Annotated in this window: 14 protein-coding genes and 1 other annotated feature; all 14 genes read right to left on the bottom strand. The window is 48.1% G+C overall.

The genetic code is table 11. From position 1 onward, the window contains the following. Positions 1 to 11: 11 nt before the first annotated feature. Entirely contained in the window at positions 12 to 2,075 is a 2,064-nt protein-coding gene (locus I2H74_RS21895; RefSeq protein WP_195576379.1) for a YIP1 family protein, read from the bottom strand. 10 nt (positions 2,076 to 2,085) lie between these two features. Then, positions 2,086 to 2,955 carry a carbohydrate ABC transporter permease gene (locus I2H74_RS21890; RefSeq protein WP_195576378.1) on the bottom strand — a complete coding sequence of 290 codons (870 nt, stop codon included), beginning with the start codon at positions 2,953 to 2,955 and terminating at the stop codon, positions 2,086 to 2,088. Positions 2,956 to 2,961: 6 nt separating this feature from the next. Further along, positions 2,962 to 3,939 (bottom strand): carbohydrate ABC transporter permease, encoded by a 978-nt coding sequence (locus I2H74_RS21885; protein ID WP_195576377.1) that lies wholly within the window; start codon positions 3,937 to 3,939, stop codon positions 2,962 to 2,964. 8 nt (positions 3,940 to 3,947) lie between these two features. Continuing rightward, positions 3,948 to 6,890 carry an extracellular solute-binding protein gene (locus tag I2H74_RS21880; protein ID WP_195576376.1) on the bottom strand — a complete coding sequence of 981 codons (2,943 nt, stop codon included), beginning with the start codon at positions 6,888 to 6,890 and terminating at the stop codon, positions 3,948 to 3,950. A gap of 77 nt (positions 6,891 to 6,967) precedes the next feature. Then, on the bottom strand, positions 6,968 to 8,380 hold the full coding sequence (locus I2H74_RS21875) for an ABC transporter substrate-binding protein (protein ID WP_195576375.1): 1,413 nt from the start codon (positions 8,378 to 8,380) through the stop codon (positions 6,968 to 6,970). A 389-nt stretch (positions 8,381 to 8,769) separates the two neighbouring features. After that, complete coding sequence (locus tag I2H74_RS21870) at positions 8,770 to 9,897, bottom strand: GntR family transcriptional regulator (protein WP_195576374.1); 1,128 nt, start codon at positions 9,895 to 9,897, stop codon at positions 8,770 to 8,772. A 37-nt stretch (positions 9,898 to 9,934) separates the two neighbouring features. Beyond that, entirely contained in the window at positions 9,935 to 11,251 is a 1,317-nt protein-coding gene (obgE, locus tag I2H74_RS21865; protein ID WP_195576373.1) for a GTPase ObgE, read from the bottom strand. Positions 11,252 to 11,266: 15 nt separating this feature from the next. Beyond that, complete coding sequence (locus tag I2H74_RS21860) at positions 11,267 to 12,004, bottom strand: Spo0B domain-containing protein (RefSeq protein WP_324254133.1); 738 nt, start codon at positions 12,002 to 12,004, stop codon at positions 11,267 to 11,269. A gap of 165 nt (positions 12,005 to 12,169) precedes the next feature. After that, positions 12,170 to 12,481 carry a 50S ribosomal protein L27 gene (gene rpmA, locus I2H74_RS21855; protein WP_085498421.1) on the bottom strand — a complete coding sequence of 104 codons (312 nt, stop codon included), beginning with the start codon at positions 12,479 to 12,481 and terminating at the stop codon, positions 12,170 to 12,172. A 14-nt stretch (positions 12,482 to 12,495) separates the two neighbouring features. Continuing rightward, positions 12,496 to 12,828 (bottom strand): ribosomal-processing cysteine protease Prp, encoded by a 333-nt coding sequence (locus I2H74_RS21850; protein ID WP_195576371.1) that lies wholly within the window; start codon positions 12,826 to 12,828, stop codon positions 12,496 to 12,498. Between the two features lie 8 nt (positions 12,829 to 12,836). Continuing rightward, positions 12,837 to 13,148: a 50S ribosomal protein L21 gene (rplU, locus tag I2H74_RS21845; protein WP_195576370.1), complete on the bottom strand. Its 312-nt coding sequence runs from the start codon at positions 13,146 to 13,148 to the stop codon at positions 12,837 to 12,839. Between the two features lie 11 nt (positions 13,149 to 13,159). After that, positions 13,160 to 13,244: a sequence feature (ribosomal protein L21 leader region), on the bottom strand. Positions 13,245 to 13,323: 79 nt separating this feature from the next. Next, entirely contained in the window at positions 13,324 to 14,568 is a 1,245-nt protein-coding gene (locus tag I2H74_RS21840; protein ID WP_195576369.1) for an Rne/Rng family ribonuclease, read from the bottom strand. 113 nt (positions 14,569 to 14,681) lie between these two features. Next, positions 14,682 to 15,566, bottom strand: coding sequence for a M50 family metallopeptidase (locus tag I2H74_RS21835; RefSeq protein WP_195576368.1), 885 nt, complete (start codon positions 15,564 to 15,566; stop codon positions 14,682 to 14,684). Next, positions 15,559 to 16,488: a M23 family metallopeptidase gene (locus tag I2H74_RS21830; RefSeq protein ID WP_195576367.1), complete on the bottom strand. Its 930-nt coding sequence runs from the start codon at positions 16,486 to 16,488 to the stop codon at positions 15,559 to 15,561. The genes I2H74_RS21835 and I2H74_RS21830 overlap by 8 nt, the downstream gene beginning before the upstream one ends. Positions 16,489 to 16,537 lie beyond the last annotated feature (49 nt).

Raw genomic sequence — 16,537 nt, 5'->3', positions numbered from 1 at the left:
TCCGTCCCTCCTCACAATCGGAATGAAATCTCGCGATAGATGGACACCACGAAATTCACAATCTGCTGCATCATGCTAAAGAACAATAGGGACAAGAACAGGATAATCCCGATGACTACAAGCGTGAGAAGCATCGTCGCAAGCGTCTTCCCTGGCGAATATTGATGCACGGTCATTGTGCCGACAAACAGCAGCGCCAAGCACCAAGCGTAGGCAATGCCATCGAGCAAATAATAAAGCGCACTTTCCCCTTGTGTCATGACATTGCTGATCAGCGTTTGCGGAATCAAGATGATCACTAACGGCATCAGCGCATAGCCGGTCGCCATGACAATATCCTTGAACTTCCCTTCGCCATCCATAAGTGTAGTAAGCGACCAGTTCGCTACGCACCAGAGCAGGAATGGCAAGGCAATAAATTGAAGCTCCTGCAGGCTGTTCATATTCGCCAAGTTGTTCATATTCACGACAAAGCCGCTGTACTGCTTTTTGATAATCGTAAAAATGACGAGCAAACATACGAGCAGCAGCGCAATCTTCACTCTGCCTTTCTTTTCATACTTCATCTCCCAAAATCCATTAAACGGGTGAATCATCGTATAGAAAGGATTGCGAATAACGCCAACCTCGTCATAATGTCCTGCTGTTCTTCGTGCAAACAGCTTCACTGCTGCCACAATGGCAACCACTCCGAGCACAATCGTCATGACGATCGTTCCAAAGTTCTCCATCAGGATATCTTTGCGGAATCGCTTGAACGCTTCGGAATACCATTCGCGATGATTGCCAAGCTTAAAGTAGCTCATTGCCGCAGCATTGTCTCCTTGCTTCAGGAGCGATTTACCAATCCCGATGTAGGCGACGTCATTGTTGCCGTTAAGGGCAAGCACGCGCTGCCACTCTTTCGTAGAAGCTTCTACTTTGCCGTCATAAAGATGGGTGACGGCCTCTCGAACCGCATAGCCATATTCGGTAGGCTCAAGCACGGTAAGGCGATTCAATCCTTTATCCAGCACGAGCATCTGATCCCCCAGCATTTGAAAGGCAGAAGGCGTTCTGAATTTGCCAACCTTGCTCCCTAATCCGCCATACACATACAAAAGATTGCCTTCCTTGTCGTACGTAAAAATGCGTCCGCGCTTCGAATCAAGAAGCGAATACATGCCGCCTTTGTCTGCTGCCACATCGATCATGATGGAGCTGCCGGGCGCACTGCTCACTTGCAGGGTGTTGATATCTCCTTTAACAGGGAAGTAGCCCTTGCTGCGCAGGATGTCAACACCTGATGGATTCAAGCGTTTTACCGGCGAGTCCGAATTCTCTTCAGACGTTGTTGCAAAGATAAATCCGTCCTCATCAATGGATAAATTGTTGAATTCGAGCGGTACGAACATCTCCATCTGATCGCGCTGTTCTTTGGTAGAGATCCGCTTCCAGAACAGGTCAATCGGATTGAACTTGACGCGGTTCGTTCCAATAAAGCCATCGAATACGCCATCGCTGTCGAACATCATGATTCCTTCATAAGAGCCTCGGCTCACGGTGTAGATCTGGCCTTCCCGATCTACAGCAACCTTCGTCGGCGAATACTCGAACCCCGCACGAATGAGCGACGATTCTGGTCTTAGGATCTCAAGCACGAACTTTCCTTCGCTCGTAAACTGCAAGACGCGCTTGTTCTGTGTGTCTGCGACGTAAATATGCCCATCCTTCCCTACATAAACGCCCTCTGGGCCAAGCAGCGCATCCATCTCGCCATCATGTTCAAACTCACTGATTGCCTGCTTCATCTGCCAGTTCGAATCGAGCACTAGAATCCGGTTATTTCCGGTATCCGCAATATAGATGTCCCCCGCTCGGGTTACAAACAAATCCTGAGGCATGTTCAGGCTGCCTGCACCCATGTCTTGACCATACAACACCGTTACCGGCGCATAGGGCGAAGGCGATGGAACGGGATCTCCCCAATAGGAATAGGTGTAACTATCCTCGGGAGCAGCATATACGCTTCCAGCTGTCAGCAGCGTCAATACAACCACGCATATTACGGCTACGGATTTCTTGATCGTCGTCATGTTGCTCCTCCTATTCCTTCAAGCCCGACGTGGACATCGTTTGAATGATATTGCTTTGTGTCACGATAAACACCGTGATCGGCACCAGCATCATAAGCAGCGTAACGGCTGCAACCGGCCCCGTCCGAACCAAGCCGCCCGCTGCAATCTGGCTGAATGCGGCATCTACGGTTTTGAGCTGTTCGCTATAAATAAACCGTGAGGCTGCGGAGTTCCCCGTCCATAAATTCTGCAGCGAGAAGATGATCAGGGTGAGCCATGCCGGCTTTACGATCGGCATGACGATCTGCCAGAAGATGCGGTACTCGCTAGCTCCATCCACCTTGGCCGCTTCGATCAAGGCATCCGGGATTTGCTCCATGAACTGCTTCATCAAGTACAATCCCAGCGTCATCCCAAAAGCGGGCAGAATGACTGCCCAATACGTATCCACCATGCCAAGCCACGTTACCGTCATATAGTTCGGCACTTGTGTGACATATGGGGTGAACATGAGCGCCATGACAACCATGCTGAACAAGATGTTGCGTCCTGGGAATCTTACCTTCGCAAGCGGATATGCCGCTGCCGAGGCAATGATCACGTGCCCGACGGTACCTAAGATTGCAATGAAAAAGGTGTTGAACACGTAACGAGAGAACGGAACCCATGTATCGGCAAAAAGGACGACTAGGTTTTTAAAGTTATCCAAGGTTGGGTTGCGGACCAGAAACCTTGGCGGGAAAATGAAAATCTCATCAAGCGGCTTGAATGCATTGCTGATGGTAAACACAAGCGGAAGCGCCATGAATACCGCAACAAGCCCAAGCAGTAAAAACAGCAGGATATCCATCAACCATGAGCGGTTGAGTCGCTTACTTCGGATGCTTATCCCTTTCATCTGTTCTTAATCCCCCACTTTCCGAAGCAGCTTCTGCGTAATCATATTGGTCGTCAGCATAATGACGAACAGTACGGTTGCAATCGCTGAAGCATAGCCCATCTCGTAGCGAATGGTACCGTAGTCGATCAGATGCGTAACGATTGTATGAGCGGCGTAGTCTACGCTTGGGAAGCCAAGCAGATAGATCGAGATCTCTGCCACCGCAAATGCATTCGTGATCTGGATGACGGCGCCAAACATCAGCTGCGGACGCATCGCAGGAAGCGTAATGAACCATAGCTCCTGCCAGCGGTTGCGAATGCCGTCAATCGCGCCTGCTTCATACAACGTGCGATCCACATTCTGAAGACCCGCGATAAAGGCAAGGAACGCTGTCCCAAGACTGAGCCACAGCTGCACGATGATCAGAATGCCAAGCATGAACCTTGGGTCCTGCAGCCATTGAACCGGCTCCAGAATAAAGCCCCATTTCATCAAAAAGGCATTCATATAGCCATAGGAATCGCTGCTGAACAGCAAAGTCCAGATCAGATACGTGTTCCCTGCAATAGACGGTGCATAGAGAACCAAGGTCAGAAATGCTCTCAGCTTGGGCGGCAGCTCATTAATAAGCCAAGCGAAGAAGAAGCAGGCCATGTAGCTGATCGGCCCCGTAATGGCAGCGAACAACAGCGTGTTTTTCAGGGCGATGAGGAAAACATCATCCTGGGCAAAGAGTCTCGCATAGTTCGCCCATCCCACCCATCTTGGCGCCTCCAGCATATTGAAGTACGTAAAACTGAGCACAAGCGACATCAATACGGGAAGCACTGTGAATGTGAAAAAGATTAGGAAATAAGGTGCTAATAAGACCAATGCATGCTTATTGCGCTTTAGATCCTTCCATTGTCCGAGCAGTCGAGACTTGATTCGTTTTTTTGTAGAAGAAGCTGCTTTATTCGGTTCGATCCTTTCCGGATTCGGTTCGTAGATTGCATTCATGTGATCCCTCATTTCTTATAGGGAAGATTGAATTCTTGACGCTTCAAGGTGATCTCTTCATTGATGTAGCGCAAGTAGTAATCCAAGGATTCCCTCGCATCCTCGCCTTGGACCACGACCTTGCGGAACGCATTATCCAAGTGACGTCCGGTAAAGTATCCGCCTGGCACCTCTGGAATTCCCTTTACCCATTGGAACTGCTCCTTCAGGTTGTTTAGATCATTTGTTTGCCATGGCAGCTCATCGAGCGCCTCAAGATTCGCAGTTGGATATCTTGCAGATGCACCCATCCGAATTTCCAACTCTCGGCCAAACGCAACCTGGGTCTCAGCGCGCGTCCACCATTTTAAGAACTCCCACGCCTCCTGCTTATGCGCTGAAGCTTCCATAAGAATGGCAGCTGTACCGCTGCTTCCCACATCCTTATGAATCGTACCGTCCCCGGTCTCGATACCTGGAACAGAAGTAAATTCCCACAGCCCCTTAATCTCTGGCGCAAAGACATTCAGCTTGTTAAACAGCGTATAATCGCCGATCACGAGCGGCATTTCTCCTGTACGGAAGCGGTTTGCAATATCCGCACGGATCGGAAGCTTGTAGTTGACATACAGATCGGTCCATTTTTTGAACACCTGTACGGCGATTTCCGTATCAAGGCCGCTCTCGATGCCATCCTCACGATACAGCTCTCCACCGCTTTGGAACAGCAGCATGCTGTACGTTGGATTCGGCGGCAAAGTCACGACGTCTGTATTCGCGACTTCATTTCCCATCGTGTTAAGCGGGCGATCCGGCAAGCCGATCTGAAGATTGCGCTTTTGCAGCTTAGGAATAAGAGCTAATAGATCATCCCATGTCTTTGGCACCTCTAGCTTCATTTCATCCACGAGAATATCCTTGCGATAGAACATCACCGGGAACGTCTGGGTTTCCGGCAGCGCATAAGCCTTGTCGTTAAACTGATAAGGAACCATCGCGCTTGGATGGAAACGCTTCGTCAGTTCTTCATAATCTTCAAACTGGCTGAGATCCGCTACCGCATTACGGGTTGCATAGTTTACCGGCAGCTCGTTGCCGACTTGAATCGCCACATCAGGACCTTTGCCCGCAATCGTCGAAGGAAGCAGCACACCCGCTGGCACCAGCTTCAAATTAACCTGAATGCCCGTTTCCGGCGTAAATCGATCGGCAATCATGCGATTAAGAATCAGGGCTTGGTCTCTTGCTGTCGTTACCCATACGTTAATGACCTTGTCCTCTTCCTCAGCCAGGCTGAATTGATCGTACTTCTCAACAAAAGAAGCCGCGAATTGCTGAACGCCTGTATAAAGCCGCTTCATCTGCGAAGCCTCCGGATCAGGCAGCTTCACATCCGGCGAAGCGACGATCAGATAATCGATAGCAAGCGGCTGCTCATTTAATGTTGGAATCCACGCTCCCAGCGCTCCTACGTTTGTACTAAAGGTATCAATACGAGAAGGAACGGTATCCGGCCGGTCCGCCATATCCTGAAGCTGATATGCAAGCGTATTTAAGATTGCTGCTCGCTCCTTGCCTCCGCTTGGGCTTTGGATCATATCCGCAATCTGAAGCAGCACCTTGCTCTGCTCTCGGAAGACGTTTGCCATCTCAGGGATCCGCTTATCCAGCTGATAATCGCGATATGTATCTGGCACAGTCCCGGTAAAGCTGATAATTTCACGATACATGCTGTTCAGCTCCAGGATGCTTGCTTCCACTGCTCGAATGATGGGGGCATATTCGCCAAGCGATACTTCAAGTCGAATCGTATGCTTGCCCTTGGTCAGGTGGAACAAGTACGGTGTTTCTTCATCCTTGCCGACAGTCTTCATCTGCCAGGATGTACTGTATGGAAATCCGATTCGCTCTGCCTCTTTAAATGGCTGCTCGCCGTCAATCGTTAAGGAGCGCAGAGAGGATGAACCTGTTACAAAGTTTTGAAGAACTTTGAAAGACAAGGTGTACAGCCCGTCCTGAGGGACATCGATCTCCCATTCCATCCATTGTCCAGGTGCCCGCCAAGCGTAGCCGCCCATGATATTGTTGCGCTGCTTGGATACGGAATACGGCTCTACCGCTGGGCTTGCTCGATGGTACATCGGCAATAGCGACGGAGAAGATTTATAGCTTACAGCTTCCCCCTGCACCTTGATCATGACATCGCTTGGTGTAGGGATAGCATTAGATTCGTAAGATTTGGCCAGCTCCTCATAAGCAGGACGCTCGTCGGGGTTGTGAATTCGAATCTGTGCAATGTCCATAGGTTCTTTAACTGAGGTAAGCTGTAATGTGTGATCGCCTTCACTAAAATAAAAAAGGAACGGCTTTGGCTCGTATCCCGCCCCATCCTTTAAGGGAACAGTCTGCCATAAGGCTTCCTCTACCTGCTTCGGTGTAAGATCATTGCCGTTCGCGTCTCGAACAACCTCTGTCGATTCATCCTTCCAAATCCGCTGAAACATGAAACTTTTCGCTTCTATAAAAGGCAGCTTTCCATCGATTCGAAGCTCTCGTTCTACGTCTGAATCCTTGCCAGGCGCAGGCGCTACGGTCATATCGATCTGATACAAGCCCGCTTTTTTGATCTGAAACTTCCATTCGATCGTCCCGTCCGCTCCAGTGCGAACTACACGTTCCTGAAGCCCCTCAATCACTCGAGGCTTGTGCTCCTCCATGCCTTCAACTTGCGTAAATGAATCTGCTGGAATCACGATTTCTTCCTTAGGCCGCTCTTCTTTTAAATAGGATTGAATATAGCTCTGATATCCGTCCTTCTTCTGATGCGTTCCTACTGCTACTAAGCCTGAACTATCCATGGGGTAATCGATTACCGTCTCGCTTGAGCGGTCCGATGTGAGCCACAATACGGCGACAGCCGCTATCGCTATCACGACAATGAGCAAGAATGCAATCTTCTTACGGTGCAGCATTTGCTTCCCCCTCGCATCGCCTGCCCCCGCTACAACGTTCGCCTCATAGCGGGAGCAAGCCTTGTTCTTAAGGTGTGCTATTTACTATCTTGGAGCAGCTTGTTTAAGCTCGCCTCAAACTGTGGTTTTACTTTCTCTACTGCCGTTGCAGGAGAGGCCTTATCTTGAATAATGGCATTGATTACGCTTTCAAACAGCTTTCCGGAGTCAGGAAGCGCGTAGTAGCCGCCAGAGTAGTCAATCTTTTCACGCATCAGCTTGCGAGTTTCGAAGATTTCCTTCGTTGGCATTTTTTCTTCCAGCGATTGAAGCGCAATTTCCTCACCGCGTTGGAACAAGCTGATTTCATCTAGGATATGCGCTGCTGCTTCCGCATTTTTAGAATACTTGGAGATCATGTACATATTTCCAAATGGGGTATAGCTCATATAATCATCAGCTTGCGGCGCTTTCGGGAAAAAGACGTAGCTAAGTGTCTTTCCTGGCATCTTCTCCATCAGTCCGCTCATTTCCCAGTTGAATCCGCCGTACATAAGTCCCTTCCCTGCAACGAATTCTTTTGCTGCATCATCTGGAACCGGCTGCAGAATGGACTTATCAACGTTATATAAGTCAGACAAGAACTGAAGAGCCTCAATGGAGTTTTTGGAATCCATCGCAAACTTCATCTCTCCGTTCTCATCGCGATCAACAGCGCCCTTGTTGCTGTAGATGAACTGTTCGCCCATATAGTTCACCTTGCCGTAGGCTCCTGCAATGCCGTAAACATCGATCTTTCCATCGCCATTTGTATCTTTAGTCGCTTTCTTAGCAAGCTCGCGGAATTTCTCCCAAGTCCACTCGCCCTTTTGCTGAAGCTCAAATGGATCCTCGAGGCCCATCTCCTCTACCATCGTCTTGTTGTAGAAGAAGCCATAAGGAGAAGGAACGCCGTCATAGAATCCATATTGTTTTCCGTTAAAAGATCCGCCGGATTTCATCCAAGCGTTGTATTTCTGATCGCTCAGGTCAAGATAGTCATCAAGCGGAGCGATAAAGCCCTTCTTTGCTAGTTGCGGGAATGACCAGAACAACTCAAGCACCACGATATCAGCAAAAGGCTCGCCAGCAAGCGATGTTGTAGTAAAGTTCTCTACGTATTTGCCATAATCCGCAAATGTTACATATTCAATTTTGGCATTGTATTTCTTCTCTACTTCTTCAAGTTTCTTAATCGATTCTTCTACGCCAATGGAGCGCTCTTCCTCTGGCACGGTACGTGGATCAGCACCGTCCCACCATTGGCCGATCTTGATCGTTGCCCCTTGCAGATCAAATTTCTTTTCCTCTGGTTCCTTGGTTGTCGTACTCTCATTTTGATTCGAAGTCGTTGAAGAATTTTCTTTTGATGTGTTTCCTGTAGATTCTGTCGTACCATTGCTTGTTCCACCGCATCCTGCAAGCGTTAACAAAAACAAGGTACACATGAGAAAGACTTTAATCCCCTTCATCTCTTCTCTTCATCCCCTCTCGATAATGAGTTCAACCCTAAACATATTGATATACCATAATTATGTTTGTATAACTAATAACATACCTAATTTGGCAACATGGGCGTATAGTTATAGCAAACTTCTCCATTATGGTCATCGGTAAGCGCTTACATGCATAATAATATCCGCTTTATACCATTTTGTAAATCCCTATTTCGGTTAAAAAATTGATCATTGACTAATATGATATATCTTATTAATATTATTTAGATATTTTGTTCGCTGTAAATTCAGATTAATGCAATATTTGATATGTCTAATTCTCTATATTTTTAAAATTTGAAAAACAAAAAACCGCATCCACGACGATATATCAATCATCGTTAATACGGTTATAGTTTAAAGGATTATTCAAGAACGTTAGCCGTAGACTCGCGTTCCATGAACTCGACTTTTACGGTATAAATGCCTCGATCGACTGACGCTTCAAATCCCCCGGCCGTCATCATGCTATGCATAATTTCTGCTGCTTTTCGACCAATCTCGTAGCAATTCTGACTGATTGTCGTAAGCGGCACCTGATGCTGGCTTGCAATACTGATGTCGTCGTAGCCCATAATCGACAGCTGCTCTGGAACAGAAATACCCAGCTCCATTGCCGCATCGATCAGGTCTAAAGCAATATAATCATGCTCAGCTTGAAATGCCGTCACCCCCATATGAATAAGAGGCTGAATAAGTTCGGTGTAAAATTTGCTCTTGCCTTGTGCCCACAGCTTTTGATGGAATCCAGTAATAATAAACTCAGGATGAATCGGAACGCCATAATCGCTGTGCGCTTGGCAATAACCGAGAAAACGGTCTCTGACCGAGCTACGCTGCTCTATATCAATACTGGATACGAAGGCAATTCGCCTATGACCAAGCTTGATCAGGTGCTCCGTCGCCGCGTAGCCTCCTGCTTTATTGTCTGATACGACGCTAGGTACCGTTAATCCATCAAAGTACTGATCCAGCAATACGACAGGATGCCCCTCTAGATGCAAGATGTGAGCAATATCCGCGTTATTAATGGAATTGACGGGATACCAGATGATGCCCCCCGTGCCATAGTTGCGCAGATGGAGCAGCACATCACGCTCTTTGTCTGCTCTCCAATCCGTGAAGTGCAGGCTAAGCATAATGCCCTGCTTCTCAATATAATCCGCTACGCCGCGAAAGTAGTGCAAGTCCTTCCCTGCATCCACATAAGGCAGCACAATCGACAGATGTCGGCGAGCATGGGGAGAATCATGACTCACAATAGGAGCAGGCGGAACTGGAAGCTCCTTTACGAAGCTTCCGCTCCCGCGTTTGCGGTAGATATACCCCCGGGTCTCTAATTCCAGCAAGGCTCGTTTTGTTGTAATACGACTAACGCCAAATTGCTCTGCAAGCTCCATCTCCGTCGGAATCTTATCATTGGGATGATAGTGGCCGGCATTAATAAGCTGGATCAGATGCTCTGCAATCTGGGCATATAAAGGTTTGTTCATGATCAACACCAATCCAACCTGCTAAACTTTTTGGACCCTAGAAATAATATCCGCTGCTTTCTACAAACTCGAATTCAAAGTCGCCAATGCGTACGATCGTACCCTCTTCCGCACCCATCTTGCGAAGCTCTTCATCGACTCCCATATGGCGAAGCGTACGAGCGAATCGAAGGATAGCCTCATGCGACGTCATTTGCATCCGCTTCATCATATTCTCAATGGCTTCACTCTCAACGACGAAGCCTTCATTTTCACGACGAATCGTAAATTTAGGACCTTCCTGCTTCTTCTCCATGCGATAGATCTTGCGTTCTTCTACTTCAGCAACCTCTTCAACCTCAAGCATGTCTGGGGTTTGCTCCAATAGGTCCATCGTCTTATAGATCATCTCTTGAACGCCCATCTTCGTTAAGGAAGAGATCGGTACAATCTGAATATCGTCACGGATCGTTTGCACCTGCTCACGGAATCGCTCCAGATTCTCTTCTGCCTCTGGCATATCCATCTTATTGGCCGCAATAATCTGTGGACGCTCTGCAAGCTTTGCGTTATACAGCTTCAGCTCATCGTTGATCTTAACCCAGTCATCGAACGGGTCACGACCTTCTGTACCTGCCATATCCACGACATGAAGAATCACTCTCGTGCGCTCGACATGGCGCAGGAATTCATGTCCTAAGCCAATTCCTGTATGAGCGCCTTCAATCAATCCTGGAAGGTCAGCCATGACAAAGCTTCTTCCATCCCCAACATCAACAACACCCAAATTCGGAGTGATCGTCGTAAAATGGTAAGCCCCAATCTTCGGTCTTGCTCCAGATACAACCGAGAGCAAGGTCGATTTGCCTACGCTGGGGAAGCCCACGAGACCTACGTCGGCCATCACTTTAAGCTCAAGCACAACCCAGCGCTCTTGCCCTTCTTCCCCATGCTCAGCGAGTTCAGGAGCCGGATTGGCAGGCGTTGCAAATCGAATATTGCCTCGTCCTCCGCGGCCTCCTTTTGCAACGACAACCTCTTGTCCTTGGCGCGTCAAATCCGCAATGACTTCCTGTGTATCATCATCAATGACAACCGTTCCAGGCGGAACACGCACAATCATATCCTCAGCGCCTGCTCCGTGCTGGCTTTTCGTACGTCCTTTTTCACCGCGCTTTGCTTTGAAATGCTTCTGATAGCGGAAATCAACAAGCGTACGCAAGCCTTCATCCACGCGGAAAATAACACTTCCGCCTCGTCCGCCATCGCCACCTGCAGGTCCACCATTCGGCACATACTTCTCACGACGGAAGGAGATTAGGCCATCTCCTCCGTCTCCGCCTTTAACATAAATCTTCGCTTTATCTACAAACACGTAAGCTCCACCTCTTTATGCTGTATAAGGAAAGATCCACCTGTATACAGCTTCCTCGTCCTGTTCTTGATTCGACAACTGCTCCAGCCGCACGCCGCGTTCAGTTGCCATCTGCTGTAATTGACTTGCCACCTCGTCCGGCCGAAGCAGTTTCCCTTGATAATCGAAGTCGATCCACAACCTGTTGTCCTCCACACTGATTGACAGCTTGAGCGGCGCTACAGCTTGTCCATTCGCCTTCGGCGCAAAGCGGTACACTTGAACCGCCCGTTCAATGAGCTCTGTGATTTGATCCTGGCTCGTGCCAAGCGCAAGTCTGGATAGTTCAACCGTCTCAGAGAGATGAACTTCAAGAGGCATCATGAGACCCGATACCCTATTCTTAAGCAAATAGACAACAAGCTCGGGAGATCCAAGCTTCGAGATTCGGCTCTCATCTGCCATTCTTTCTTTTATGGTTTCCACACAATCCGGCAGTTTATCAAATTTCTTTAGTCGCACATAGCCATATAACAATTGAAGCTCATTCATCCAATCATGCCGCTGATGATTGATGACGTCTAATGCATTCTGATAAGCACTGTGCACTCGTATCTTTTCATCCGCAATGCGCTTGCGATAATGAGAAATAATCCCTGTGGATAAGCTCACGATCAGCAGCATAACGATAAGGATCCGCCAGATCATCGCAAGGTTCCAACCCATAAGCAATACGGCACTTCCCACAGCAAGCAGACCGCAGATCCACTGCACGTTCCAGGCTCTCCTCATTGCATGCCCCTCACTCTATAGCTAATATGTACAAACTCTCGTCATACAGTATAGCATGTCTAGGAGTAGTCGTCCAAAAGCCATCAAATGAATGGCCCCATATATACAAAAAACCCCCGGCATGAGCCGAGGGTTTCGGAAAACGTCTTATTTTTCCACAGCTGCTGCAACTGGTGCTACTTCAACTGGGTAGACGCTCACTTTCTTGCGATCGCGACCCCAACGTTCGAACTTCACAACGCCTTCTACTTTCGCGAACAAAGTATCATCTTTACCGATGCCTACGTTAGTTCCAGGGTGAATCTTAGTACCGCGTTGGCGAACCAAGATGCTACCACCTGTTACGAGTTGGCCATCAGCGCGCTTCACACCAAGACGCTTGGAGTGGGAATCACGACCGTTCTTCGTGGAACCTACACCTTTCTTGGATGCGAACAACTGAAGGTTAAGTTTCATCATCGTAGTCTACCTCCTTACTTTTTTCGTTCGTTTATTTGAAGATACGTTCCGTATGAATCTTCAATTGTCTTCAGACTGACAACCATGGATTCCAGCAGCAGTTGTACCTGCTCGATCTGTCTAGTCTCCTGAAGCTTAGGCACGAAGCCGTTCAGGAAGCCATCCTTCATCTTGCTGTCCAAGGATACACCAGTCAATGCTTCAATCGCGTTTACAGCGCCCACGGTTACAGCGGATACGCCAGCACATACAATATCTTCTCCGTGAGGAGCAAATCCTGCATGTCCGCGAATGGTGAAGCTATCAATCAGACCGTCGGGCTTCCGAGTAATAGTGACACGAATCATGTCACACCTTACGCTTGGATGCTTTCGATCGTTACCTTAGTGTAAGGTTGACGATGACCTTGCTTACGACGGTAGTTTTTCTTAGGCTTGTACTTGTACACGGTAATTTTTGCACCTTTACCATGCTTTTCAACTTTACCTGTAACTGTAGCGCCTGCTACAACTGGAGTACCTGCTACAAGACTTCCGTCTTTAGATACTGCCAATACACGGTCGAAAGTTACGCTTTCGCCATCAGCTGCGTTCAACTTCTCGATGTACAATACATCACCTTGTTGAACTTTGTACTGCTTGCCACCTGTTTCGATAATTGCGTACATTGTTGCACCTCCTCATGTCTCAGACTCGCCTTATTCAGGTGATGACTGCGCAAACAGCCATGCTTCATTACCTGTTCCGAGCGGTTACAGCATGTGTGCAGTGTATAACCAAACACATACTAGATGATAGTAACACGATGCTGGCCATAAGTCAATGACAAGACTTAACAAAGACCTATGTAAGGAATGAATTCAGTTTCTTCCCTGTCCCTTCACAGGACGGGCATAGGGTATACATGCGATTCATGACCTGCTCACGAACCTTCTTGCGAGTAATTTCCAGAAGACCAAGCTTGGTCCAGCCTACAACAAGGCATTTGGTCCGATCCCGCTTCATCCGTTCCTCGAGCTCTGAGACGATATCGTCACGATGCTTCTCAGACACCATATCAATAAAATCAACAATGATAATGCCGCCGATATCCCTTAGGCGTATGAGACGCGCGATTTCCTCTGCAGCCTCTCTATTGGTCTGATACACGGTATCTTCCAAGTCTCTTGTTCCTGTGTACTTGCCTGTATTCACGTCCACAACCGTTAGCGCTTCGGTTTGGTCCCAAACGAGATAGCCGCCGCTTTGCAGCCATGTCTTCCGTTGAAATGACTTGTTCAGCTTGTCTGCTATGCCGTATCGCTCAAAAATCGGATCTCTTCCCCGATACACCTGCACCCTGCTCCCAAGCTCAGGGGCAAATGTACGAACATACGAAAGAAGCTGCTTGGCTTGTCGCTCATCATCAATGACCAGTTCTTCAACCTCTTGATTAAACGCATCTCGAATAAACCGCTCAATCAGGTTCCGATCATGATGAATTAAAGAAGGAGCTTCAGCATCCATCGCCCGCTCCTCAATCTTATGCCACTGCTCACGCAAATATTGAATATCCATCTCCAGTGATTCATGGCTTTCCTTCTCCGCTGCCGTTCGAAGAATAACGCCTTCTTCATCGCAGCGTATTGCCTCACCAAGATGCTTTAAGCGGTTGCGCTCCGATTCCTGCTCGATCTTCTTCGATACCCCAATATAATCTGCCTTAGGCATGTAGACTAAGAAACGCCCTGGAAGCGAATAATGGGTTGTAACACGAGCTCCCTTGCCGCCAAGCGGCTCCTTCATGACTTGAACAATAAGCTCCTGTCCCGGCTGAAGCAGTTCTGTGATTGAGGGTTTTTCCTTTGGCTGCTTCTCCAAATGAGGATGCAAGCAATCATCTACATATAGAAAAGCATTCTTCTTTAGTCCAATATCAACAAAAGCAGCTTGCATTCCTGGAAGTACATTGACTACGCGACCTTTGTAAAAGCTGCCGACGAGCGTAGTGCCCTCGGCACGTTCAACCGTATATTCTACAAGTCTCCCTTGCTCTAACAACGCCATCTGTGTCACCTGTTCTTTACAGTGAACAATTAATTGTTTCATGGCATCACCTCTACTCAAGCGCGTTCACTCCATTGTAACATGAAGGAGGAAGCGATGAACATGCAGGTTTATGGAACGTTGTCATATTTTTCATCTTCTTCACCTCATTCTGTCTATCTCTTTGTTGGTTTTCGGCTCTGTTCAGGCGAAGAATTTGGATCATCAAAATAAGCATCAATAAGTTTTTGTTCGGGAATTATTTTTTCGATTCGTCCATTTTCCCCCATAATATAGATCAAGTGATACATGTCTCTGCGGAACCTTTTCAATATCGCAGATAAAGATCTACTTGCTTCAGATACGATAGGCTGCCCGAGCTGAATTTGCTCTTCCCACTGGCGCAGCCGCTTCGGCCGGTTCACAAGGAAGCGAACAAACCGATAAGGAATATGTTTGCGTTCTACCCAGTTGCTCCATCCTAAAAATAACGCAACGACAAGCAGATTCAAATGAAGAGGCCGCTCATCTATTAACGGAAAAATGGAAAACAAGCCTAGTAGCACGCTGCAAACGATGCTGAACCAAACTCCAATGATAAGCAATCGATGATAGCTTACTAGCTTGCCGAAGCTTGCCTGAAGCATCCTTCCTCCATCCAGCGGCAGGATGGGAAGCAAATTAAAGCCCCCAATGACTAGATTGGCCTCTATAAAATAATTGGTCCACTCATCCGACCACAAGCCCAAATAACGAAACCATAAGGCAAGAACAATCATCAGCCCATTCTGCAAGGGGCCTGCAAGTGCAACGAGACACTCCTGCCAGCCTGGCGATACAGCGCCGTCCTTCGTCTCAGCAACCCCTCCAAAGGGAAGCAGCTTTACCTCCTCAATGCTCCATCCGAAGGCTTTAGCAGCAACAACATGTCCCATCTCGTGGATGCTGACTATTACGAATAACGTTACAAGCTCAAGGATATGACCTGTAATCGCCGATAAGGTAAGCAGCATAACGAAGAGCGGATGAACCGAGTACGTGGTGCCGCCCCATTTAACCAAGATCCATCACATCCATAGGATCGACATATTGGCCGTTTTTCGTGACCGCAAAGTACAGGGTGCGGTCTGGGTCAGCCGTCTCCGATAATAGGCCGAGTTCATCCCCTGCTTCTATCCAGTCATCTGGTTTAACCTCGCAGGTTGCCAAGTGTCCATATATCGTCGAATAACCATCCGCATGCTGAACGGTTACCGTCATGTGCTCGTCTTTATCCAAATCAACCTTAACGACCCGGCCTGTAGCTGCACTGCGTACGATGGTGTCCGATCCGCTTGGCGCCAATTCAATGCCGCTCATGTTCACAGCAAAGGATTGCACAACCGTCCCTGCAAACGGAGGAGACAGCTTGTTCGCAGCATGAACCTGCTTTGTCTCCGGCATTTTGGACTCCCATATAGGAATAAACGCAGGTGAACCCCCAAAAGTTGCTCTATACCAAACAGCAATTGGTTCCAAATTTATATTTTCCGTTAATGATGCAGTCAAAAAGGCCTTTGCCTGAGACTGCCACGGCGTTGACAGCTGAACGGAAGCAACAGCGATTACGCCTAAGAGGAGGGCGCCTACAAACTGCAGCTTCAAAGTTCTTAGCCACTGATTTTTTTTAGGCTCATCCGGATTCTCGGACCAGCCATAGCGCTCCTCCCAGCTTGCTCTTGATTGCTTCCATTCCTGTTCGGGATCCTGTGGATTCTGTACCTGATCCATTTCCGTATCATCAAGCCTATTCAAGCTTGCGAGCCAAGCCTGCTCTTCCAGGTTAGGCTCTTCTATCTGCTCATGTTCTTTATCTACATGGTCTTCGGCTCTCCAGGGATCTCTGTCTTCTTCCTGCTTCCATGACGATTGCTTCGTTGGCGCTTGTCCCATCGACAATTGACGAATACGTTCTTGTCTGCGTCTTCTTATATCTTCCTTCATCCCTCGATCCTCCCACCTTGTCCATACCTTCTTGTAGCTATATCTATGG

It is taken from the genome of Paenibacillus sp. 1001270B_150601_E10 (assembly GCF_015558675.1).
Taxonomy (GTDB): Bacteria; Bacillota; Bacilli; order Paenibacillales; family Paenibacillaceae; genus Paenibacillus_B.
The sequence above is the reverse complement of the archived record's forward strand: the minus strand, read 5'-3'. Positions and strand labels throughout refer to the sequence as shown.